Below are 21702 nucleotides of genomic sequence, written 5' to 3'. Positions count from 1 at the left end.
GCGGCCGCTCATGCAACATGCAAGGCAATAACGCAAGGCAACAAAGCTATAACGCATTGAAGCAATGCTTATTCCCGTCAGGCAGACTTCTGTTTCGCGAGTTCCTCGTCGCGCAATGCACGGCGCAGAATTTTGCCGACATTGGTTTGCGGCAACTCGTCGCGGAACTCGACGAGCTTCGGCACCTTGTAGCCAGTCAGATTCTTGCGGCAGTACGCGATCACCTGCTCGGCGGTCAGTGTCGGCGTGCGCCGCACGATGAACACCTTCACGCGCTCGCCCTGCGCGGGATCGGGCACGCCGATCGCGGCCACTTCGCGCACGTCCGGATGCGCGGCGATCACATCCTCGATTTCGTTCGGATACACGTTGAAGCCCGACACGAGGATCATGTCCTTCTTGCGATCGATCAGACGGATAAAGCCGCGCGAGTCGATCACGCCGATGTCGCCGGTCGCGAGCCAGCCGTCGTCGTCGATCACCTTCGCGGTTTCGTCGGGGCGGTTCCAGTAGCCCTTCATCACCTGCGGGCCCTTCACGCACAGCTCGCCCGCCTCGCCGATATTGGCCCAGCTGCCGTCGTCTTTCCTGAAGCGCACCTGCGTGGACGGCGCGGGCAGTCCGACCGAGCCCTCGAAGTCGCGCAGATTGGTCAGATCGACCGGATTCATCGACACGATCGGCGAGCACTCTGTCAGCCCGTAGCCCTCGACGATCGGCTTGCCCGTCACCGCCTTGAAGCGCTCCGCGACGCTCTTCTGCGTCGCCATGCCGCCCGCCATCGCGAGCTTCAGGTCCGAGAAATCGCGCCGGCAGAATTCCTCGTTGTCGAGGAACGCGTTATAGAGCGTGTTGACCGCGGTCATGCCGGTGAATTTTTCGTGACGCAGGATCATCATCACCCGCTTCATGTCGCGCGGATTCGCGATCAGGATGTTGCGCCCGCCGAGCCCCATGAAAATCAGCGCGTTCACGGTCAGCGAGTAGATGTGATACAGCGGCAGCGGTGTGAGCACCGTTTCGCCTTCACCGGACAGTTGCCCCGCGGCCCATGCCTTCGCCTGCAACAGATTGGCGATGATGTTCCGGTGCGTGAGCATCGCGCCTTTCGCGACGCCTGTCGTGCCGCCCGTGTACTGCAGGAACGCGATGTCTTCGTGGCTCGCGCGCACCGGCGTGTGCGGCCGCGCGTAACCGATCGAAAGCGCTTTCAGCAGCGGCACCGCCTGCGGCAGCTGGTAGGCGGGCACCATCTTTTTCACGTGACGCAGCATGAAATTGAGCAGGTGGCCCTTCAGGTTCACGCCGTCGGCGAGCAGATCGCCGAGGCCGGTCACGATCACGTTGCGCACCCTGGTGCCGGGCAACGCGTCTTCGAGCGTCTTCGCGAAGTTTTCGAACACGACGATCGTCTGCGCGCCGCTGTCCTTTAGCTGGTGCGCGAGTTCGCGCACCGTATAGAGCGGATTCACGTTGACGACCACGGCGCCCGCCTTGATCGTGCCGAACAGCGCGACCGGATACTGGAACGTGTTCGGCAGCATGATCGCGACGCGCTCGCCGGGCTGCACGCCGATGCTTTGCAGGTAGGCCGCGAACGCGCTCGCCTTGCGGGCCAGCTCGCCGTACGTCAGGCTCGCGCCGACGCTGACGTACGCGACGCGCTCGCGGAACTGCGCGGTGCATTCGTCGAAGAACTGGTCGATCGATTCGTATTGCGTGACGTCGATGTCGCGCGGCACGTCGTCTGGATAGGACGCGTACCAGATGCCGTCGGTGTTCGGTGCGGGGTTTGGCGCCGCGTTTGGCGCCGGGTTTGACACCTGAGTGCTGCCTGCATCCGGCACTTGCTGCGGCGCTTGGGTGGGCTCGATCATCGGTTGCCTCCTGATATGTTGGTATCCGCTGCCGCGCTAGCGCTCCAGAATCGCGACGACCCCCTGGCCGCCCGCCGCGCAGATCGAGATCAGCCCGCGTGCGCCACCAGCCGGTTTGTCGAGTTGCGCGAGCATCTTCGCGAGCGCGGCGACGATGCGTCCGCCCGTCGCCGCAAACGGATGGCCGGTCGCGAGCGAACCGCCGTTCACGTTGAGCTTCGTGCGATCGATCGACCCCAGCGCGCCGGCGAGGCCAAGCTGCGTACGGCAATATTCGTCATCCTGCCATGCCGCGAGCGTGCACAACACCTGGGCCGCGAACGCTTCGTGAATCTCATAGAAATCGAAGTCCTGCAACGCGAGGCCGGCGCGCGTGAGCATGCGCGGCACGGCGTAGGCGGGCGCCATCAGCAGGCCTTCCTGCCTGTCGAAAAAGTCGACGGCCGCGGTTTCCGACCAGCTCAGATACGCGAGCACCGGCAAGCCGCGCTCGGCCGCCCATGCTTCGCTTGCGAGCAGTACCGCGGATGCGCCGTCGGTCAGCGGCGTCGAATTGCCCGCGGTCAGCGTTCCGGCGTCGCGGTCGAACACCGGCTTCAGATTCGACAGCTTTTCGAGCGACAGGTCGGCGCGCAGGTTGTTGTCGCGCGCGAGGCCTTTGTACGGCGTCATCAGATCGTTGACGAAGCCGCGCGCGTACGCATCGGCGAGCTTGCGATGGCTTTCGTAGGCGAGCACGTCCTGCGCCTCGCGCGAAATGTTCCAGCGCTTGGCCATCAGTTCGCAATGCTCGCCCATCGACAGCCCGGTGCGCGGCTCGACGTTGCGCGGCAACAGCGGCTTGAAGAACATGCCGGGCCGCAGCCTGCTGAGCGCGGCAACCCGTTGCCCGGTGCTCTTGCCGCGATTCGCTTCGAGCAGAATCTTGCGCATCCGCTCGTTGACGCCGATCGGCGCGTCGGAGGTGGTGTCGACGCCGCCCGCGATGCCCGCGTCGATCTGCCCGAGCGCGATCTTGTTGGCGACGAGGATCGCCGCTTCGAGGCCGGTGCCGCAGGCCTGCTGCACGTCGTAGGCGGGGGTTTCCTTCGCGAGCGTGGTGGACAGCACCGACTCGCGCGTCAGGTTGAAGTCGCGCGAATGCTTGATCACCGCGCCCGCCGCGACTTCGCCGAGACGCACGCCGTGCAGGTCGTAGCGATCGACGAGCCCTTGCAGCGTGAAGGTCAGCATGTCCTGATTCGATGCGCTCGCGTACGCGGTGTTCGAGCGCGCAAACGGAATCCGGTTGCCGCCGATGACGGCGACGCGGCGCACGGCGGGTTGCGGGTGGGACATGCTCGGCTCCTTTGGGTCGTGCCCGGATCATTGGTCGAAGCAATCGATGCAAACGATGCAAACGCTACGAACGGCGCGCTCGCGGCTCACAGCAGCCGCCACTGCATGCGCGCGCGCAAATGCGGCTTGACCCCGGCGATATCGCGCACCTCGAGATCGCGCTCGATCAGCGAAGGCGAGGCGCTCCACAGCGACGCTTCACCGGGCAGCAGCATCGGCAGCTTGAACTCGGCGGCGAGCGTCGCTTCGGCGAGCGGCTTCGGCGGCTGCAGCGACGAAGCAGCGCGCGCGAGCGTCCACATGCCATGCGCGATCGCGCGCGGAAAGCCGAACGCCTTCGCCGACAGCGCGCTCAGGTGGATCGGGTTGTAGTCGCCGGACACGCTCGCATAGTCGCGGCCCAGTTGCGGCGCGAGCTGCCAGCGCGCGATCCGTTGCAGCGCGTCGGGGCCGAGCGCGAGCGCTTCGAGCGGATGACCGAGCGCTGGCACCGCGCGCTTCAGATAGATGCTGTCGCCGTCCCACACCGCCTCGCCGCGTCGATAGATGCGCGTATGCACGACGAATGCCTGGCCCTTGTCGTGGCGCAGCATCGCGCCAAATTCGACCTCGATGCGCAACAGATCCTTGTAGGCGAGCGGCCGGCGCAGCCGCACGTGATTGGCCAGATGCACGAGACCGAGCGCGGGCCACGGAAACGCGGGGTCGGTCAGCATCAGCAGATGCAGCGGAAACGCGAGCAGGTGCGGGTAAGTGAGCGGCACGCCGTGCTCGGGAATGAAGCCGCACACGCGCGCATAGCGCCACGCGGGGCCGGGCTCGAGCACGACGGCGGGGCGCACGAGCCGCAACGGCGGCAGCCGCGATTCGCGGCCTCGCTTGACGAGGCCCGTCAGCGCGCGCCCGTAAAGTTTTGCCGGCGCAGGCAGCGTTTCGATGACGACGGTTTTCGGCCGCGCGCCGTCGCCGCCCGGCGCGGGCGCGAGCTGACGGCTGCCGAACGGATCGCGTGGTTCGTCCATAGCCATGCTCCGGTTCAGGCGCCGATCAGGCTTTGACCGCACACGCGCACGACCTGGCCCGTCACGCCGGCCGAGCCCGGATGCGCGAGCCACGCGATGGTCTGCGCGACGTCGACGGGCTCGCCGCCCTGGCTCATCGAGTTCATGCGGCGGCCGGCCTCGCGGAGCGCGAGCGGCATTTTCGCGGTCATCTGCGTTTCGATGAAGCCGGGCGCGACCGCGTTGATCGTGATGCCGCGCGCGCGCAGTTGCGGCGCCATGCTTTGCACCCGGCCGATCACGCCGGCCTTCGACGTCGCATAGTTGGTCTGGCCGGCATTGCCCGCGATGCCGCTGATCGACGACACCGCGACGATGCGCCCGCCATCGCGCAGGATGCCGCCCGCGAGCAGCGCGTCGTCGATGCGCTCCTGCGCGCCCAGGTTGATGTCGATCACGCTTTGCCACGCGGCGTCGGTCATCCTCGCGATGGTCTTGTCCTTCGTGATGCCGGCGTTGTGCACGACGATGTCGACGCCGAGCTCATCGAGCGCCGCTGCGATCTGCGCGGGCGCTTCGGGCGCGGCGATGTCGAACGCGAGCGCGCTGCCGTTCAGCTGACGCGTCGTCGCATCGAGCGCGTCGCGCGCGGACGGAATGTCGACGCCGATCACATGCGCGCCCTCGGCCGCAAGCACGCTCGCAATCGCGGCGCCGATGCCGCGCGCGGCGCCCGTGACGAGCGCACGCCGCCCGGCGAGCGGCTGGCGCCAGTCGAACGCGGGCGCGCCGGGCGGTAGCGCTTCGTTGCGGCTGGCAGCGATCCGCACCACCTGGCCCGACACATAGGCCGAACGCGGCGACAGGAAGAAACGCAGCGTCGCGTCGATGGCGCTTTCCGCGCCGTCCTCGACGTACACGAGATTCGCGGTGATGCCGCGCCGCGCTTCCTTGCCGAGCGAACGCACGAGCCCTTCGAGCGCGCGCTGCGCGGTCCACTGACGCGGGCTCGTGCAGGCCTCGGGCGGCCGCCCCAGCACGACGATGCGCCCGCACTTGCCGAGCGAGCGCAGCGTGTCGTGGAAAAAGCCGTGCAATGGTTCGAGATGGCTGCTGTCGTCGATACCACTGGCATCGAACAGCAGCGCGGCGAGCTTGCCGGGCGCACCGGCTTCGGCCGGCTCGAAGCGGCCGGTCATCAGGCCGTGTCGATTGGCGAGCGGCACCCACAGCCCGGCGCTTTCGTGCGCGACGCTCGTCATGCCGATGCTGGCGATCAGACTCGCGAGCGCGTCGAACAGGCGCGGCTCGCGGCCCGCGCCGATCGCGATCAGACCGTCGAATTCGGGCCGGTCCGCCCGGTAGCGCCGCAGCACCTCGGGCTTCGGCAGGCCGAGGGAGCGCGCGAGGCGGCCGCCGAACGGCGAGTTGACGAACTTCAGGTAGGAGTCGTTCATGTTATCGGTTGCTCCGCTGGACGCGCCGCGGGTAGCCCCAGCGATTTTTCAGGGCTGCCGGACGTGTGTCAGTGTGCCTTGAGTTGCGTGACTCGGGTACGGGTTGCCGCGCCGCATCGGTAGTTTTTTCTGCGTGAGCGCGCGCGTCAGGCCGCCAGATCCAGCGCCTTTTCGAGCGCCTGCTTGCGCTGTTGCAAGCTTGCGAGCAGGTCGAAGTCGGCCGGGAAATCGTCGACCTTGACGACCTGCGCGCCGTAGCGCGCGTAGTCGTCGAGCACCCGCCGCTCGTCGGCGTCGATGAGGCCCTGACGTTGCGCCGCATCGGTCCACGCGGCGAGCTGCGGCAGGCTTTGCGGCAGCGGTTCGAGCAGGCCCTGTTCGACCGCGTCGCGCAGCTTGTGCTCGATTTGCGTGAACCGTGGATTCAGCGCGAACACGAGCTCGCCATAGCCGAGCGCGTCGACGTCGGGACGCGGCACGTACGAGTCGGCGACGAGCCGCTCGCGCGCGGCGCCGGGCGTCTGCATCAGCTCGGCGATCTCGCTGCCGAGCCGGTCCGACGGCTCGCGATGCGGCAGGCCGAACGGGAACGCGAGCAGCTGCACGAGCGTCGCGGCGAGCCGGTTCGGATAGTTCGCGAGCACGCCGTCGAGCGCGTGCTGCGCCTTGTACAGCGCATCCTCGACGCCCCAGCGCACGAGCGGCAGGTCGTCCTGCTGACGGCCTTCGTCCTCGAAGCGCTTCAGCGTCGCCGAGATCAGGAACAGTTGCGACAGCACGTCGCCGAGGCGTGCCGAGATGCGTTCACGGCGCTTCAGATCGCCGCCGAGCACCAGCATCGACACGTCGGCGAGCAGCGCGAACACGGTCGACAGACGCGTCACCGCGCGGTAGTACGGATGGAGCGGCGCGTACGCGCGGCGCGGCTTCGCGATCAGCGCGCCGCCGGTCAGCCCATACACGGTGCTGCGTAGCACGGTCGACAGCGTGAAATTCACGTGACCGAAGAAGGCCGCGTCGAATTCGCGCAAGGCCTTCGCGCGATCTGGCTCGCGCGTCGCGGTCATTTCCTTCAGCACGTACGGGTGGCAGCGGATCGCGCCCTGGCCGAAGATGATCAGGCAGCGCGTCAGAATGTTCGCGCCTTCGACGGTGATTGAGATCGGCATCTGCTGATACGCGCGCGCCAGAAAATTCGACGGCCCCATGCAAATACCCTTGCCGGCGACGACGTCCATGCCGTCGTTGATGACGCTGCGCGCGCGCTCGGTGATGTGATATTTGGCGATCGCCGAAATGACCGACGGCTTTTCGCCGAGATCGACCGCCTGCGCGGACAGGCGGCGCGCGGCGTCCATCACGTACAGGTTGCCGCCCATGCGGCCGAGCGCTTCCTGCACGCCCTCGAACTTGCCGACGGCGGTGCGGAACTGGCGGCGAATCGCGGCATACGCGCCGGTGCCGCGCACCGCGACCTTGGCCATCCCGACGTTCGACGACGGCAGCGAGATCGCGCGGCCCGCCGCCAGACACTCCATCAGCATGCGCCAGCCGTTGCCGACCTGCGCGCGTCCGCCGATCACCCAGTCGAGCGGAATGAACACGTCCTTGCCCGAGTTCGGGCCGTTCTGGAACACCGCGTTCAACGGCCAGTGACGACGGCCGATGTTCACGCCAGGATGGTTGGTCGGAATCAGCGCGCAGGTGATGCCGGGTTCGTCGTTCGCGCCGAGCAGATGGTCGGGATCGAGCGCGCGGAACGCGAGGCCGAGCACCGTCGCGATCGGCCCGAGCGTGATGTAGCGCTTGTCCCACGTGACGCGAAAGCCGAGCGTCTCGCGGCCTTCGTGCATGCCCTGGCAGACGATGCCGACATCGGGAATCGCGGCGGCGTCGGAACCGGCGTACGGGCTCGTCAGCGCGAAGCAGGGGATTTCCTCGCCGCGCGCGAGACGCGGCAGATAGTAGTTCTTCTGCGCGTCGGTGCCGTAGTGCATCAGCAGCTCGGCGGGGCCGAGCGAGTTCGGCACCATCACCGAGACGGCCGCGGCCGTGCAGCGCGTCGCGAGCTTCATGATCACCTGCGAATGCGCGTACGCGGAGAACTGTTTGCCGCCGTACTGCTTCGGAATGATCATGCCGAGAAAGCCGTGCTGCTTGATGAACTGCCACGTTTGCGGCGACAGGTCCTGCCAGACCATCGTGGTGTCCCAGTCGTTCGCGAGGTCGCACAACTGCTCGCATTCGACGTCGAGGAATGCCTGCTCTTCGGCGCTGAGCGCGGCCGGGCCGTAGCCGAGCAGCGTGTCCCAGTGCGGGCGGCCCGAGAACAGCTCGGCGTCCCACCACACCGTGCCGGCTTCGATCGCGTCGCGCTCGGTCGGCGACATCTCCGGCAGGATCTTGCGGAACGTGTCGAGCAGCGGTTTCGCGAGCCATGCGCGGCGCAGCGGCCTGATCGTCAGCACGAGGGCGGGGAGCACGAACACGATCGCGAGCAAGGCCGTCAGCAGCGGGCCAGCCGCGCCGCTCAGGTGCGCGGCCGCGACCCAGACGATCAGCGCCGCGAGCCACCACGAGGCGCGCGCCTGCACGTAGACGAGAGCGAAGGCGGCGATGACGAGCGCCAGGATGAACCACGGCATGATGTTTCCTCCTCTGTCGTTGCTGCGTGCGAATGCGGCCCACGGGCGCGCACCGCTCGCGCTCTGCTGATTTTTTGGGTTGCCCTTTCTCTGGTCATGCAATCGCCGGGCCACCTGTGCGCCGCGCTACCCGTCACATGGCGCGGCGCACGCAGCCGCTTCGCCGCTGGTGTCTCGATGCGCATTAGCGAACGTGCCGACCGCGCCATCGTCGTCGGTCGCATCGCCGAGTACCGCCGCGAATGCGGCCAGTTGCGTGCCGTCCGGCAGCGGCGCCTTCAGCGCGGCGACGATCAGCGACGCGAGGCGCGCGATCAGTTGCAGATCGTTCATCGGCTTGCCTTGCGAGAACTCGCCAATCAGGCCGCTGGTATCGGTGCCGGCGAGCACGCCCGACAGCGCGCCGATCGCGAAGTGCAGCCGCCAGCCGAGCTCCTCGCGCGGCAGATGCGGCAGCGCGCGCTGGAACGCGTCGAAGAAGCGCATCGCCACCGACTCGTAATGCGCGTTCAGAAAGTCGCGGATAAACGACGACGGATCGGTATACGCGCGCCCGAGCAGGCGCAGAAACGCTTTGCCGCCGACACGCGGATCGCGCGACAGACGCAGAGCCGGAATGAACATCGCGCCGAGCACGTGCTCGCAGCTCAGGCGCGCGCCGAGCATCGCGTCGAAGCGGTCGATGAGCTTCACGCGCTCCTCGTTCAGCGGATCGAGCCGGCGCGACAGCATCGAATGAATCAGCGATTCCTTGTGGCCGAAGTGATAGTTGACGGCCGCGAGATTGACATCGGCGCGCGACGTGATCTGGCGCAGCGACAGCGCTTCATAACCGCATTCGATGAACAGCGTCTCCGCGGCGTCGAGAATGCGTGACTTCGTATCGCCGACATGCCGGCCCGTGGTGCGAACTGCCATGCTGCGTCTCCCAGTTGCCGGTGCTGCCGGCTCGCAAACACGCGATTCAAATCGGTATTTGAAACAATCGTTTTTTGCAGGATAAAAAAGGAGGGACGGTGCGAGCAAGGAGCGGGCTCGACTAACTCCTCTAGAAGAGCTGACGAAAGTCGTGCTTGCGAAGCGCGGCTCGTGATACCGGCCGCGCCGGAAATGAAAAGGCCGTTCCGGGCGAACCGGAACGGCCTCGTATTGCGTTGCGACTTGATGCGCGCCAGGCGTTGATGCGAACGCCCGAAGCGGTTAAACGCGCTGTCCTCCTACCGCGCCGCCCGCCGATCCCGCGCCGACGATCTCACGCGCGGACTGCGTCATGTCGATGCCGCGGCGCTCGCGGCTGAACGGAATCAGCGCGCAGATCACGATCGCGACGATGCCGATTACGACCGCCATCACGAGCGCGTAGTTGTTGTCGTGCATCTCCGCGATCTTCGATTGCATCGGACCGTTGACGGAGGCGATCAGATTGCCCAGCTGGTACACGAGCCCGGGGAAGGTCGCGCGGATTTCATCGGGCGAGATTTCGTTCAGGTGCACCGGAATCACGCCCCACGCGCCTTGCACCGAGATCTGCATCAGGAACGCGCCGAGCGCAAGCAGAAACGGCGTGGTGGAGAACGCCCACAGCGGCAGCACCGGCAGCGCGATCAACGCGGCGATGAAGATCGCGCGCTTGCGGCCGATCTTCTCCGATGCCCAGCCGAAGAACAGGCCCCCGCAGATCGCGCCGATGTTCAGGACGATCGTGATCCACGACACCGTGTGCGGATCGAACTTGAGCTGGACGCGCAGGAAAGTCGGATACAGATCCTGCGAGCCGTGCGAGAAGAAGTTGAACGCGGTCATCAGGATGATCGCGTAGATCGACAGGCCGATGTTCTGCTTGAGCGTCGCGACGAGGCCCGGACGCACCTTCTTTTCGAGCGTCTGGAACGCGGGCGACTCCGGCACGTGCGCGCGAATGTACAGCACGAGCAGCGCCGGCAGCACGCCGACGAAGAACATACCGCGCCAGCCGATGTATTGAAAGAACACGCCGAACACGATCGACGCGAGCAGATAGCCGCTCGGATAGCCGGCCTGCAGCAGACCCGAGACGATGCCGCGCGATTTCGGCGGCACGGTTTCCATGGTCAGCGCGCCGCCGACACCCCATTCGCCGCCCATCGCGATACCGAACAGCGCGCGCAGCACGAGCAGCGTCATCAGGTTGGGCGACAGACCGGACAGCAGTTCGAGCAACGAGAAGCACCCGATGTTGATCATCAGCGTCGGACGGCGGCCGTATTTGTCGGCGAGCCAGCCGAAAATCAATGCGCCGAGCGGGCGCATCATCAGGGTCAGCATGATCGCGACCGCGACCGACGGAATGTCCGTATTGAATTCCTGCGCGATATCTTTCAACACGAACACCATCAGAAAGAAATCGAATGCGTCGAGCGTCCAGCCTAGATAGGCGGCGATCGTGACGTTTCTCTGTTCCCGAGTCCAGCTCATTGATTGTCCTCCTGAGTATTCGCAAATCCGCGTTTGATCGCGGCCGGAAACGCAGCCCTTGCGCCTCATGGCAAGCGCTTGCCGGCGAGTGTACGCCGGGCATTAAGCGTTTGCGTGGTTGAAGCCGTTTTTCTCCGTGTTAATGCGCACAGCAATTTTCGTGCTGAATTCGTCATGCTTGTTTAATGTCGGGTAAATGTAATTGTCGGTTTATCCGGGCGCGTTTTTGTAATATCTATCGAGAGTTTCCGGGCGCCGATTTTTTATCGAGTTTGTCTCCTGCTTGCCGAAGCCCGGGATGAGCGCGAGAGGCTGCAACCCGGCACAACGACGCGGCGACTTCCGCGCCGAACAGAAACACCGCCGCGCAGAAGTACAACCACATCATCAGCACCGCGAGCGAGCCGGCCGCGCCGAACACGCCTGCCGTGCCCGCATGCACGAGGTAGAAGCTGAACAGATGCCGGCCGGCCGTGAACAGCAGGCTCGCGACGTTGCCGCCCACGAGCGCGGGCCGCAACGGCACCGCCGCGTCGGGCAGCCACTTGATCAGCGCGCCGAGCCCGACGGCCAGAATGACGAAACCGAGTAACGATTGCAGCACATCGGCAACGATGCCGAGCGCCGAATTGCCGAACAGCGCACCGCCGAGGGTCTGAATCGCCGCGTCGACGACGAGCGACACGACCAGCAGAAAGCTGAGCCCGATCAGCAGACCGATCGACACGAGCCGCGCGCGCACCAGCAGCGCCAGCCCGGCGATGCCCTTGCGCGGGTGGGCGGCAAAGACGATGTCGAGCGCGGTATTCAACGATGAGAACGTGGCCGACGCGCCGACCAGCAGCAGCGCGATCGAAAACGCCGCGGCGACGCCGCTGCCGCCCGCATAGTGCGCATGGGCGACGATATCCTGCATCGCGTGCGCCGCGTCGTTGCCCACCAACTGCCGCGCCTGCTCGAAAAGCCGTCCCTGCGCGGCATCGCGGCCGAAGATCCAGCCGATGACCGCGAGCACGAGCAGCAGCGTGGGCGCCAGCGAGAACGCCGAATAGAACGCGATGCTCGCGCCGAGCATCGCGCATCGGTCCGACAGGAAACGGCCTGCGGCGTCGCTCGCGACGTTGAACGTGTGGCGCCAGCGAGCGGGTCGCGCTGCGGTTTTCGGTTGCGGTGCTGACATGCTGTCCTCGGCTTGCGGCAGCGCGCGAACGCTCGCCTCGCGCTGCCGCGACGATAAAGTGGCTGCGTCGAGCGCTGATGCAGCACGACGCGCGCCAGCCGCGAGCGGCCCGCGCGCCGCGCCGAACCTTCATGTAAAGTTATTTCGCCAACTTATCGACATATCGCTATGTCCGTGACGCCATCGCCTTCGTTGCTCGACGAGATGCTCGACGCCGTCGTGCGCCGCTATCGCCTGCCGGCGCTCGCGGCCGTCTGCGCGCCGACGCCGCAAGCGAGTCCCGCCACCGTGCTCGCGCTCGCGATCGAGCAGGCTCGCGAGGCGAGCGCGCGCGGCGAAGCGCCGGATGCGGCGAACCAGCGCTTCTTCGTCGAGGCGCTGGCGCGCATGATCCGCGAGGCGCTGCGCGAGGACGCCGGCGACCCGGTGTTCCAGGCGATGCTGCTACGGCATCGCAGCGCGGTGGTGCGCGAGTACGCGTCGCTGGCCGCGCACGCGAGCGTCGATCGCCGGCTGATCTACGCGGCCGTCAATGCGATCGCACATCCGGCCAAACAGCAGCGGCTGCTCCCCGGTCCGCAACGCGACGCGCTGGCGCGTCTGCACGCGCTCGCGGCGGCCGAAGCGTGGCCCGAACTGGCCGACGCCGTGCAAACTTGCATCGATACGCCGCAAATCGCGCACGACGCGGCGCTGCAACGCGGCCTCGCGCAATTGCTGCAGAGTGCCGCGTTGCAGCGCTTGCGGCGCCTTGACGCGCTGACGTCCGACGAGCGCGTGCGCCACTATCAGACGCTGTGGGATCGCCAGGGGCCGCGCCCGGGAAGCTCGACCGCGGTCGAGCGAGGCTTGAGTTCGAAGCAGCGCGGCGCCGCGGTCGAAGCGTTGGCCGCCGATGCACTCGACGCGCTCGCGCAGCGCCTCAATGACGCCCAGGGAGCGGTCGCCACCTACCGTGTCGTGAACTCGATGCGCGTGCCGGCCGCGATACCCGCGAGCCACGAGCGCGCCAAAACCGAATGGGATGTGGTGCTGCTGCGCCAGGCCCAGCCCGCGGCCGACGCCGCGGCGTGGGACGTATGCCTGCTCGTCGAAGCGAAGGCATCGGTCGACGCGGCCACCACCGATCTGCCGCGGCTCGTGCGCGGACTGACGCTGCTGGCGCACGCGGAACCGCACACCGTCTACTCGTTTCGCACGCAGCAGGGGACGGTGCATTTGAGCGGCGCGTCGCTTGCCGCGCTGACGGGCGACGCAACCGGTCTTCGCAGCACCGTGCTCTATTGCTGTGACGCTCCCGTCGAAGCGGCGCCGCGCGTGCTGAGTCCCGCGAGCCGGATGCAACTGCTGTCGGCCCAGGCCAGCCTCGATTTCGCGGGCGCGCTGGCGGACGGACGCGACGCCGACTGCGCGGATCTCGAACCGGTGTGGCATCAGTTGCTCGAATCGCCGCGATGGCGGACGGTGCTCGACCAGTACGCGACGCTGCGCGAGGTTCGGGAATTAATGGTTCATCCGGACGACTTGCGGGCCGCGGTCGGCATCGCGGACGCAAGACGGTTGAGCGCGGCGCGCTAGGCCTCTGATGAAGCGGTGGCGCGCGCGTTGCTCGTGGGATTAGCTCTTCGAGCAAAAAGGAGTGGTGATGGAAACACTGTCGAAGCGACTGTCGGACACGCAGGTGCAGGTTGCCAGCAAGATCTACGAATTTCGCTCGCCGCAGGAGGCGGACCGTTTCGTGGAATGTCTGCGAGGCGGCAATGCGAGCCGCTGCGTCGCGGACGTTCCGCCCGAGACCGCAACCGATGCCTATCCGCCGGGGACCCGCAAGGGGTCGGGCGCGGGCATCACGATCGGGCCGCCGCCAGGCGGGCTCGACAGCGACGAGTAACGCGGTTGCGACGTACGCGGTTGCGACGTGCGCTTTGCGGCTCACGCGTCAGCGCACCGGCTCCAGCATCACCGTGAGCGTTCCTCGCTCGCTTTGCACCCCCGCCGCGAGATCGATCTGGTGCGGTGTCAGCGTGGCGATCGCGCGCTGCAGCCTTGGCGCGAATGTCGTGGCGAAGCGGGCGAGCGCCGCTTCGCGTGCGGCGCCTTCATCGTTGGCGACGTCGCGCAGCTCGTCGAGCGGCAAGCCGACGAACAGATCGAGCGGGTAGGGCGGCACTTGCGGTTCCATCGCGATGTCCGGACCGGCCGGCACGCGAATGCGCAATCCGGGCTGCAGATGCTCGCGCAGTTCGGCGAGAACTTCGTAATCGGCGTCGGCGGGAAGAGCGCTTCTGGCTTCCTCCCGCAGAAACGGCTCGACGCCTTCCAGCCGCGCCAGTTCTTCATCGCTCAGTAGCATGTGAGTTTCCTCCGAATCGGGCCGTGCTTATCGCTCGTCGTCGAGGCGCCGCTGCGACGCCGACAGGGGGGTGGCGTGCTCGCCCAGGGTCCGGTCGATCAGATAGCGACCCTGTTCGATGCCGGCGCGCAACGCTTCCTCCTCGGTGAGCCATTCCGGCGTGACGGGTTCCACGTTGGCCAGATTGGCCGGTATTTCCATCGGCCGGCCGTCGCGGGAAATCGACACGTCGGCGATCCAGGCGCCTCGCGAGTTCCGATGCGCGGTCACCGTGATCAACGCGCCGCGGTGCGCGCCATGCATCGCGTGCTGGGAGCCGCGCTCGTCGCGCGCGGCCGGCATCGCGCGTCCGTCCTCGGTAGTCATATCGGAGCCGGTCTCGCCGATGCTGGCGCCGGCGGTCTTGTCAGTGGGATCGGTTGGGGGGAGCGGAGTCATGCTGTCCTCGACGAGCGAATGATCTGCCTGATTCGAGCAAGCTCTGTGCCGCCAGCGCGAACGCGTGCAGGCATCCATCCGGCTACGGGCACGCGGCGTGCGATCGGTCAGCGCGGGCCCGGCTCTTGCGCTGCGTTCAACGCTGGTGTCGCTTCCCTCTGTCGGCCGAGGAGCGAAGTCTTTGCTTACCGCGGCCGGCGCAAATGAATCGTGAGGAGGACGGAATGTCAATCCATGCGAAGGTCACGAGGTGGCGCAACGTCGGGCGATTCTGCGTCGAACGCGTCACCGACTATAGCGAACTGTTCGCGCTGGAAGTCGAAGAGACGCGAAAACGCCTGGTGCGCGAGTTGAGCGCACTCGTGGCGTTGGCGGTCGCGGGGCTGTTCACGCTGTCCTTCATTTGCATCGCGATCATCGCCACCGCGTGGCAGACGGCTTACTTTCTTGCGGTGGCCTGGGGCGTGGCCGCCGCATGGCTGATCGTGTGCATCGCGTCTTTTCTCGTCTGGCGGGCGCAGAAACCGGCGCAATCGATTCACGTGCTCAAGGCCGAAATTCACTCCGATCTCGACGCTCTCAGGGAGTCGCTCAAATGAGTCAGCTACGTCACGCAAACGAGCTTACCCGGCTCACCATTCTGGAACGCATGGAGGCATCGCGAACCGCCCTGGTGGTGGCGAACCAGACTGCCGCGTTGCCGGCGGCGCGGGCGGCGTCGCGCTCCCAGGTGAGCACTGTGCTCGCGTCGCTCACCGAGGCGCCGCATGTCGCGTTGCTGCTCGCTTTGGTGGTCGGCGGCATCGTGCTGGGGCCGCGCCGCACGCTGTCGATCGCGGGCCGCTCCGGTGCTGCGGCGTGGATTGCCCGCAATGTGCGGCGCTCCATCGCGCAGTGATCGTTCACGCGCCGACAGGCTTCGCCTGTTTCGCCGCGAAGTCCCAGTACAGCGCCTGCTTCGTCTCGACCGGTGCGGGCAGCAGTCCCGCGCGATAGAACGCGTCGGCGATCGTCTGCTGCTCGCTGAAATTCGGCGGCGCGAGCGCTCGCACCAGATAGCTGCGCCGGGTGTTGGCGCGTTCGATCGTCGGCGCGTCGAGTCCCCACACCGGCGCGAGCGTGTTGGCCGCGTCGAGCGGATTCGCGCGCAACCAGTCGCCGGCCGTCTGCAACTGCTCGAACACGGTCTCGATGATTTGCGGATGCGCGTCGGCGTACGTGCGCGACGCGAGGTAGTAGCGCTGATAGGACGCGAGGCCCGCGCCGTCGCTCAGTATGCGCACGTCGCCGTCGCGCTCGACCGACGCTACATACGGATCCCAGGTGATCCAGACGTCGACGCTGCCGCGCTCGAACGCGGCGCGGCCATCGGCCGGGCTCAGGTAGTTGACGCCGACGTCGGCGGGCTTGAGCCCCGCGCGCGCGAGCGCCGCAAGCAGCAGATAGTGGCTGCCCGCCGCCTTCGTCACCGCGATGCGGCGGCCCTTCAGATCGGCCAGCGTGCGCAGCGGGCCGTCCTTCTTCACGATGATCGCCTGCGCGCCCGGCGATGGCGCTTCCTGCGCGACGTAAACGAAGCGCGCATGCGCGGCCTGGGCGAAGATCGGCACGGTATCGGCGACATCGGCGCTGAAGTCGACGGCATCGACGTTGAGCGCTTCCGTCAGCGGCAGTCCGCTCGCGAACTCGTTCCAGGAGATGCGCACGTTGAGCGGCGCGAGCGCTTTTTCCAGCGATCCGCGCGCCTTCAGCAACGTAATGAGGGTAGAAGACTTCTGATAGCCGATGCGCAGCGCGACAGGCGCGCTCTGCGAGAAGCCGCGCGGAGCGCTGGCGGCCAGTAGTGATGCCACTGCGAAGCGGGTGAATGCGCGCCGTGTTATTTGCGTCATGACGTGGGCGTCCTGTCGAGCGGTGAAAACGGGAGAATCGAGCCATCGTAACAACCCGATCTCATCGCGCTAACCGACGGATTTAGCTATCGATCGCAGTGATCGTCATATGCGGCAAGCCACAACGCTTTTCGCGACTTCGCGATCCGTACCTGCCGTCCAGTTGACTGCGAGCGTGCTCGCGTCAACGCTGACGCAGCTGTCCGATGTCCACGAATTACGGACAGCTGCGGCATCGCACCGGGTTCCTATACTGCGTCGTCCGCTGTTCATGGGACGCCATGTCGACGGTGAGCGGAGCAGAACGTTGCGGACAAATAGAAGTAAAAAGCGCTGTGCAAATGAGAGAAGCCGAGACCGCGCGACCCAGCTGACCTACACTCGTCGGCAGCGGTATCGGCGCCGTATCGGCCCTTACGCCCGCCTTGCGCGCGGGTGCCAGTCAACGTCGGTGGAACATCATGGCTGCCAGTGCTGACGAATTAGCGAGCCGTCCAGCCAAAAAGGCTGATTACGCCCGAGAGAACCAGTCGCTGCTGCGGCTCGCGCGCGCGCAAACCGGCTCGCGTGAACACCTGTTGAACGCGATTGCCAGCGAGGCCATGGCGTTGTGCTGCGCGGGCAGCGCGGGCATCAGTCTGGTCGAGGGGCCACCGGACAGCCGGCGCTTTCGCTGGCTCGCGGTGGCGGGCCTGTGCGCCGGTCTGCAGGGACGCACGACGGCGTGGGACGAATGTCCTTGCGGCGTCACGCTCGAAGGGGGCGCGGCGCGCCTGTTCGTCGATCCGCAACAGCGGTTCCCCAGTCTGAACTTTCCGGGCGTCGAGGTGCCCGAGGGGATCGTCGTACCCATTCCGTGCGATAACGGCCACCTCGGCGCGATATGGGTGATGTCGCACCACACCGGGTGCCGCTTCGACAGCGAAGACGCACGGGTGCTGTCGGATCTCGCGATGGTCGCGGGCGCGGCCGTGACGATGGTCAACGTTCGCGACGACGGCGCGGACAACGACCGCCGCCACAACGAGTTCATCGCGATGCTCGCGCACGAGCTGCGCAACCCGATGGCGCCTATCGATGGCGCGATCGCCGCGGCCAAGCGTCTGGTGGTCGACAACGACAAGGCGGACGCGGTGCTGACCATCGCGCAACGGCAGATGAAGCATCTGCGCACCCTTGTCGACGATCTGCTCGACGCCGCGCGTCTGAAACACGGAAAGCTGACGATCCGGCGCAGCGATACGCTGCTGGCCGAGATCGTCTCCGACGCGGTCGCCGCGATCGACCACGACGTGCGCTCGCGCGGCCATACGCTGAAACTGACCGGTCTGGACAGCGCGATTCCGGTGCGCGCCGACCATGTGCGGCTCAGTCAGGTGCTCGGCAATCTGCTGTCGAACGCGGCGAAGTACACGCCGGCGGGCGGACTGATCGAGCTGACGGTTCGCGCTGTAGATCCGTCCGACGCGCGGATGCTCGTGATCGAAGTCAGCGATAACGGCATCGGCATCGATTCGTCGATCGCGCCGCATGTGTTCGACCTGTTCGCGCAGTGCTCGAGCGGCAGCGCGCGCTCGGAAGGCGGGCTCGGCATCGGTCTGGCCGTCGCCAAACGGCTGGTCGAGCTGCACGATGGCGAAATCGACATCCATAGCGATGGACCGGGCTGCGGCACCCGCGTCACACTGCGTTTGCCGATCCTGCGAACGCAGCCGCTAGCGCCGCCTGCCGACGCCTCGGACAAGGGCAGGGACTTCCGGGCGCTGCGCATCGTTCTGGTGGACGACAACGTCGACGCGTTGCATGTTTTGTGCGTGCTGCTCGACCTGGAGGGTTATCGCGTGTCCGCGGTCGACAACGGTCGCGCGGCCATCGACCTGATCACGCGAACCAGGCCGGAACTTGCCATCGTCGACGTCGCGATGCCCGTCATGGACGGCTTCGAGGTCGCACGCAGAATTCGCGCGAACCCCGAGTTGAACGGCACGATCCTCGTCGCGCTGACCGGCTATTCGTCGGACACGGACCGCAGCCAGACGCTTGCCGCGGGCTTCGATCATCATCTGAGCAAGCCGTTGTCGCTGGAAAAACTGCGGGACGTGCTGGCGAATTCGGAGTGGCTGGTTGGCGGCGGTCGGTGACCGGCGGAGCCTGCGCAACTCTTCCAGCCTGCTAGACTGGAAATTGCCCTGCAAGCCACGGAGGGAGATATGACGACCGTCTACGTCGTAAAGACCGGCGAGAAGTTCCTCTGCACCGCGGAGGACGGCGACATCGGCATGGCGCCGGAGATCAAGGAGGCCACGTCGTTTCGCTCGTACGAGGAAGCGAATAAAGTCGCGGCCGAGAACGCCGACCCCGGATACGAAATCCTGACCGTCGACGTGAACAAACGCTGATGATGTGTTAGCTGTTCGCGCTCAGGCGCTCAGCGAAAGAATCAGTAGTTCAGCAGGCGCCATGCAATATGGCGCGCGTGCGGGTGCGCGCGAAATTCGGCAACTACTCCAAAGGCTCGAGCGAGTTCGTGTTTTCGCATAGCACGACCCTCCATGCCGTCCCTGGCAGGGACGGCATGTTCTCCATCGTCGAGCCGGTCAGACGAGCACGCTTAAGATCCGCCAAAGAACACCGGCTTCATCCCAGTCGCGCCGGCCGGATGGCCCATCTGCTGCGTACCGCTGGTCGCAGGACCATAGCCGCTGCTCTGACCTGCGGCAGGGGCGGTGGTGGTCGGCATATAGGTAGGAAAGTCGACGGTATTCGCGTTGGCCGGATTGAAGCCGGCTTGCTCGAGTTGCGCGATCTCTGCCTGGACTTGCGCGTGCGTCAGCGTGCTTTCGGTCTGTGCCACCGATGCAATCGGCAAAGCCATGACAGCGACCGCGCAAACTGTGTGGACTAACGTCTTCATGATGGCCCACCTCCTTGTTAATTACTCCGGCTGACTCGCGCTTCGCTTTTCGCGGTCAGCTGATCAAAGATTAGGTGAGGAACCATACAGTGTTCGCTTATTTTTTATGGTATCGGCTCGTCGATCAGCCGACGCTGATCGACGTTCGCGCCCGAATGCGCAGATGCCGGCCGCGCATCCGACGCCAGCCTTCCAGGCTTGCGGACGCGAGCCGACATCAACGGATGCCGCCGTCGAACAGCTCAGGTGCGCGTAATCGAAGCCCCGCCGTCGACCAGCGAAGCCGTACCCGTCACGAAGGACGAATCGTCGGAAGCGAGGTAGAGCGCCGAGCGGGCAATCTCTTCCGGCTTCGCGACCCGCTTGAGCGCGTGCAGCCCGGTCACGAAGGTCTGCGATTCAGCGGTATCGTTCATGCCGCGATACATCTCCGTGTCCACCGCGCCCGGCAGGATCGCGTTGACGCGCACGCCTTGCGGGCCGTATTCGGCCGCGAGCGCTTGCGTGAGTCCGATCAGCCCGGCTTTGCTCGCGGCGTAGGCGGCCGTTCCCGGGAACGCGAACGAGTAGCCGACGAAGGTCGACGTGAAGATGATCGATCCGCCGCCGTGCTTGATCATTTCAGGAATCTGGTGCTTGGCGCCGATAAACGCGCTGGTCAGGTTGGTCGCCAGCGTCGCCGACCAGCCTGCTTCCGACACGCCGGTCGACGGTCCCATCTCACCGAGTGTCCCCGCATTGTTGTACGCGATGTCGAGACGGCCGAAACGGCTGACGGCGAGTGCGACCAGCGCTTTCGCGAATTCTTCGGATTGCACGTCCCCCGCCAGCGAGACAGCCGTACCGCCGTCGCGAGCAATCTCGCTGACCAGCGTCTCGAGTTCGGCTTCGCGGCGTGCGGCCACCACAACCTTCGCGTCTTCCGCGGCGAACAACTTTGCGGCGGCGCGACCAATGCCCGCGCTGGCGCCGGTGACGATAGCGACTTTTCCTGTCAAGCGTTGCATGTTGAATCTCCGGTTTGATCATCGGCCGACGCCCACTGCGTCGGCTCGTTGAGAGGCACTATAAGATTCCGTTCTTGAGACAGAAAGACCAAAAACATAGCGGTATCATTCAGCTTTTATGAATGATCGGAGCGCCACTATGGACCGGCTGCGCGCGTTTGAGGTTTTCGTAACGGTCGTCACCCGGGGCAGCTTTGCGCGCGCGGCCGATGCGCTCGAAACCTCGCCCGCGAACGTGACCCGCTATGTGAATGACCTTGAGGCGCACCTCGGCGCGCGGCTGCTGAATCGCACCTCACGCAGATTGTCTCTTACCGAGGCCGGTGAAACGCTTTATTCGCGCAGCCAGGCCATTCTCGAAGACGTTGCCGAAACGGAAGGACTCGTGTCGACGACGTCGATCGAACCGCGTGGACGGCTGCGTATCAATGCGCCGGTCAGCTTCGGCATCCAGCATCTCGCGCCGCTATGGCCACGGTTCATGCAGCAATATCCCGACGTCGAGCTCGACATCACGCTGATAGACCGTGTCGTCGATATCGTCGAGGAGGGCTACGATCTCGCCATCCGCATCTCGCGCGCCGGCACGGTCGATCACGCGGCCCGCAAACTGGCGACGTCGACCAACATCCTGTGTGCATCGCCCGCTTATCTGAAGCGTTCAGGACATCCGCAAACGCCGCTGGAGCTGCTCGGACATCGATGTATCGGCTATACGTATGCGGCCACGGCGGACGTGTGGCAACTGATCGACAAAGACGGCAAAACGCATGCTGTCGAGGTGAACTGCCAGATGCACACCAATAACGGCGACACCGCGCGCGCGGCGGCGCTCGCGGGGCACGGCGTGATCTGGCAGCCGACGTTTCTGATCGGCGAGGACCTCCGCGCGGGCCGGCTGCTGCGGGTATTGCCTGAATACCGCTTGCCGGATATCGATGTGCTCGCGCTGTATCCGAGCCGTCGCCACGTGAGCGCAAAAGTTCGTGCGGCGATCGATTTTCTGGTCGATGCGTTCTCGGGCGTGCCGCCGTGGGACAAGACGTGAAGGAATGTGTGCCGGCAACTCCCGAAACGGGATGCCTGCAATAGCGGCAGCGGCCGCCGGCCATGGCGCGTTCGATAGCATGATTCAACTGGAATTCG

General features: G+C 65.9%; 20 protein-coding genes. 7 read left to right on the top strand and 13 right to left on the bottom strand.

Annotated elements, in window-relative coordinates:
* Positions 1–77: 77 nt before the first annotated feature.
* The 8 genes from QFZ94_RS23600 to QFZ94_RS23565 all read right to left on the bottom strand — a co-directional run bounded on the left by QFZ94_RS23600 (position 78) and on the right by QFZ94_RS23565 (position 11952).
* On the bottom strand, positions 78–1877 hold the full coding sequence (locus QFZ94_RS23600) for an AMP-binding protein (RefSeq protein ID WP_429459925.1): 1800 nt from the start codon (positions 1875–1877) through the stop codon (positions 78–80).
* A gap of 36 nt (positions 1878–1913) precedes the next feature.
* Entirely contained in the window at positions 1914–3215 is a 1302-nt protein-coding gene (locus tag QFZ94_RS23595; protein WP_368582723.1) for an acetyl-CoA C-acetyltransferase, read from the bottom strand.
* An 86-nt stretch (positions 3216–3301) separates the two neighbouring features.
* The gene (locus tag QFZ94_RS23590; RefSeq protein WP_429459922.1) at positions 3302–4237 is read right to left on the bottom strand and encodes a MaoC family dehydratase; all 936 of its coding nucleotides are present in this window, start codon (positions 4235–4237) and stop codon (positions 3302–3304) included.
* Between the two features lie 14 nt (positions 4238–4251).
* Complete coding sequence (locus tag QFZ94_RS23585; RefSeq protein WP_429459920.1) at positions 4252–5673, bottom strand: 3-oxoacyl-ACP reductase; 1422 nt, start codon at positions 5671–5673, stop codon at positions 4252–4254.
* Positions 5674–5819: 146 nt separating this feature from the next.
* Positions 5820–8318, bottom strand: a complete 2499-nt coding sequence (locus QFZ94_RS23580) for an acyl-CoA dehydrogenase (RefSeq protein WP_429459918.1) — start codon at positions 8316–8318, stop codon at positions 5820–5822.
* A 126-nt stretch (positions 8319–8444) separates the two neighbouring features.
* Positions 8445–9236 (bottom strand): TetR/AcrR family transcriptional regulator, encoded by a 792-nt coding sequence (locus QFZ94_RS23575; RefSeq protein ID WP_429459916.1) that lies wholly within the window; start codon positions 9234–9236, stop codon positions 8445–8447.
* A gap of 282 nt (positions 9237–9518) precedes the next feature.
* Positions 9519–10772 (bottom strand): MFS transporter, encoded by a 1254-nt coding sequence (locus tag QFZ94_RS23570; RefSeq protein ID WP_429459914.1) that lies wholly within the window; start codon positions 10770–10772, stop codon positions 9519–9521.
* A gap of 235 nt (positions 10773–11007) precedes the next feature.
* Positions 11008–11952 (bottom strand): YihY/virulence factor BrkB family protein, encoded by a 945-nt coding sequence (locus QFZ94_RS23565; RefSeq protein ID WP_429459912.1) that lies wholly within the window; start codon positions 11950–11952, stop codon positions 11008–11010.
* A 168-nt stretch (positions 11953–12120) separates the two neighbouring features.
* On the opposite strand from QFZ94_RS23565, the gene QFZ94_RS23560 reads away from it, so the two are divergent.
* Positions 12121–13530 carry a 3-deoxy-D-arabino-heptulosonate 7-phosphate synthase gene (locus tag QFZ94_RS23560; RefSeq protein WP_429459910.1) on the top strand — a complete coding sequence of 470 codons (1410 nt, stop codon included), beginning with the start codon at positions 12121–12123 and terminating at the stop codon, positions 13528–13530.
* Between the two features lie 67 nt (positions 13531–13597).
* Positions 13598–13843, top strand: coding sequence for a hypothetical protein (locus QFZ94_RS23555; protein WP_368582731.1), 246 nt, complete (start codon positions 13598–13600; stop codon positions 13841–13843).
* A 48-nt stretch (positions 13844–13891) separates the two neighbouring features.
* Here QFZ94_RS23555 and QFZ94_RS23550 read toward each other — a convergent pair whose 3' ends face one another.
* Positions 13892–14305 (bottom strand): hypothetical protein, encoded by a 414-nt coding sequence (locus QFZ94_RS23550; RefSeq protein ID WP_410848934.1) that lies wholly within the window; start codon positions 14303–14305, stop codon positions 13892–13894.
* A gap of 27 nt (positions 14306–14332) precedes the next feature.
* A complete protein-coding gene (locus tag QFZ94_RS23545; RefSeq protein WP_429459907.1) occupies positions 14333–14743 on the bottom strand; it encodes a DUF6566 family protein in 411 nt (136 codons plus the stop codon).
* Positions 14744–14967: 224 nt separating this feature from the next.
* On the opposite strand from QFZ94_RS23545, the gene QFZ94_RS23540 reads away from it, so the two are divergent.
* Complete coding sequence (locus tag QFZ94_RS23540) at positions 14968–15342, top strand: phage holin family protein (protein ID WP_368582734.1); 375 nt, start codon at positions 14968–14970, stop codon at positions 15340–15342.
* The gene (locus QFZ94_RS23535) at positions 15339–15641 is read left to right on the top strand and encodes a hypothetical protein (RefSeq protein ID WP_429459905.1); all 303 of its coding nucleotides are present in this window, start codon (positions 15339–15341) and stop codon (positions 15639–15641) included. The genes QFZ94_RS23540 and QFZ94_RS23535 overlap by 4 nt, the downstream gene beginning before the upstream one ends.
* 4 nt (positions 15642–15645) lie before the next feature.
* Here QFZ94_RS23535 and QFZ94_RS23530 read toward each other — a convergent pair whose 3' ends face one another.
* Positions 15646–16635 carry an aliphatic sulfonate ABC transporter substrate-binding protein gene (locus QFZ94_RS23530; RefSeq protein ID WP_429459903.1) on the bottom strand — a complete coding sequence of 330 codons (990 nt, stop codon included), beginning with the start codon at positions 16633–16635 and terminating at the stop codon, positions 15646–15648.
* Positions 16636–17096: 461 nt separating this feature from the next.
* Between QFZ94_RS23530 and QFZ94_RS23525 the strand changes: the two genes are divergently transcribed.
* Both QFZ94_RS23525 and QFZ94_RS23520 read left to right on the top strand, forming a co-directional pair.
* Entirely contained in the window at positions 17097–18776 is a 1680-nt protein-coding gene (locus QFZ94_RS23525; protein WP_429459901.1) for a hybrid sensor histidine kinase/response regulator, read from the top strand.
* A 69-nt stretch (positions 18777–18845) separates the two neighbouring features.
* Positions 18846–19034 carry a hypothetical protein gene (locus QFZ94_RS23520; protein ID WP_368582738.1) on the top strand — a complete coding sequence of 63 codons (189 nt, stop codon included), beginning with the start codon at positions 18846–18848 and terminating at the stop codon, positions 19032–19034.
* 212 nt (positions 19035–19246) lie between these two features.
* On the opposite strand, the gene QFZ94_RS23515 is transcribed toward QFZ94_RS23520, so the two are convergent.
* Both QFZ94_RS23515 and QFZ94_RS23510 read right to left on the bottom strand, forming a co-directional pair.
* A complete protein-coding gene (locus tag QFZ94_RS23515) occupies positions 19247–19549 on the bottom strand; it encodes a DUF4148 domain-containing protein (RefSeq protein WP_152852133.1) in 303 nt (100 codons plus the stop codon).
* Between the two features lie 242 nt (positions 19550–19791).
* Positions 19792–20556: an SDR family oxidoreductase gene (locus tag QFZ94_RS23510; protein WP_368582740.1), complete on the bottom strand. Its 765-nt coding sequence runs from the start codon at positions 20554–20556 to the stop codon at positions 19792–19794.
* A 139-nt stretch (positions 20557–20695) separates the two neighbouring features.
* Here QFZ94_RS23510 and QFZ94_RS23505 point away from each other — a divergent pair, with 139 nt between their 5' ends.
* Complete coding sequence (locus QFZ94_RS23505) at positions 20696–21604, top strand: LysR family transcriptional regulator (RefSeq protein WP_410848928.1); 909 nt, start codon at positions 20696–20698, stop codon at positions 21602–21604.
* Positions 21605–21702: the final 98 nt, after the last annotated feature.

It is taken from the genome of Paraburkholderia sp. JPY465 (assembly GCF_050436725.1).
GTDB classification, from domain to species: domain Bacteria; phylum Pseudomonadota; class Gammaproteobacteria; order Burkholderiales; family Burkholderiaceae; genus Paraburkholderia; species Paraburkholderia youngii.
This window is presented reverse-complemented; position numbering and strand designations above follow the sequence as displayed.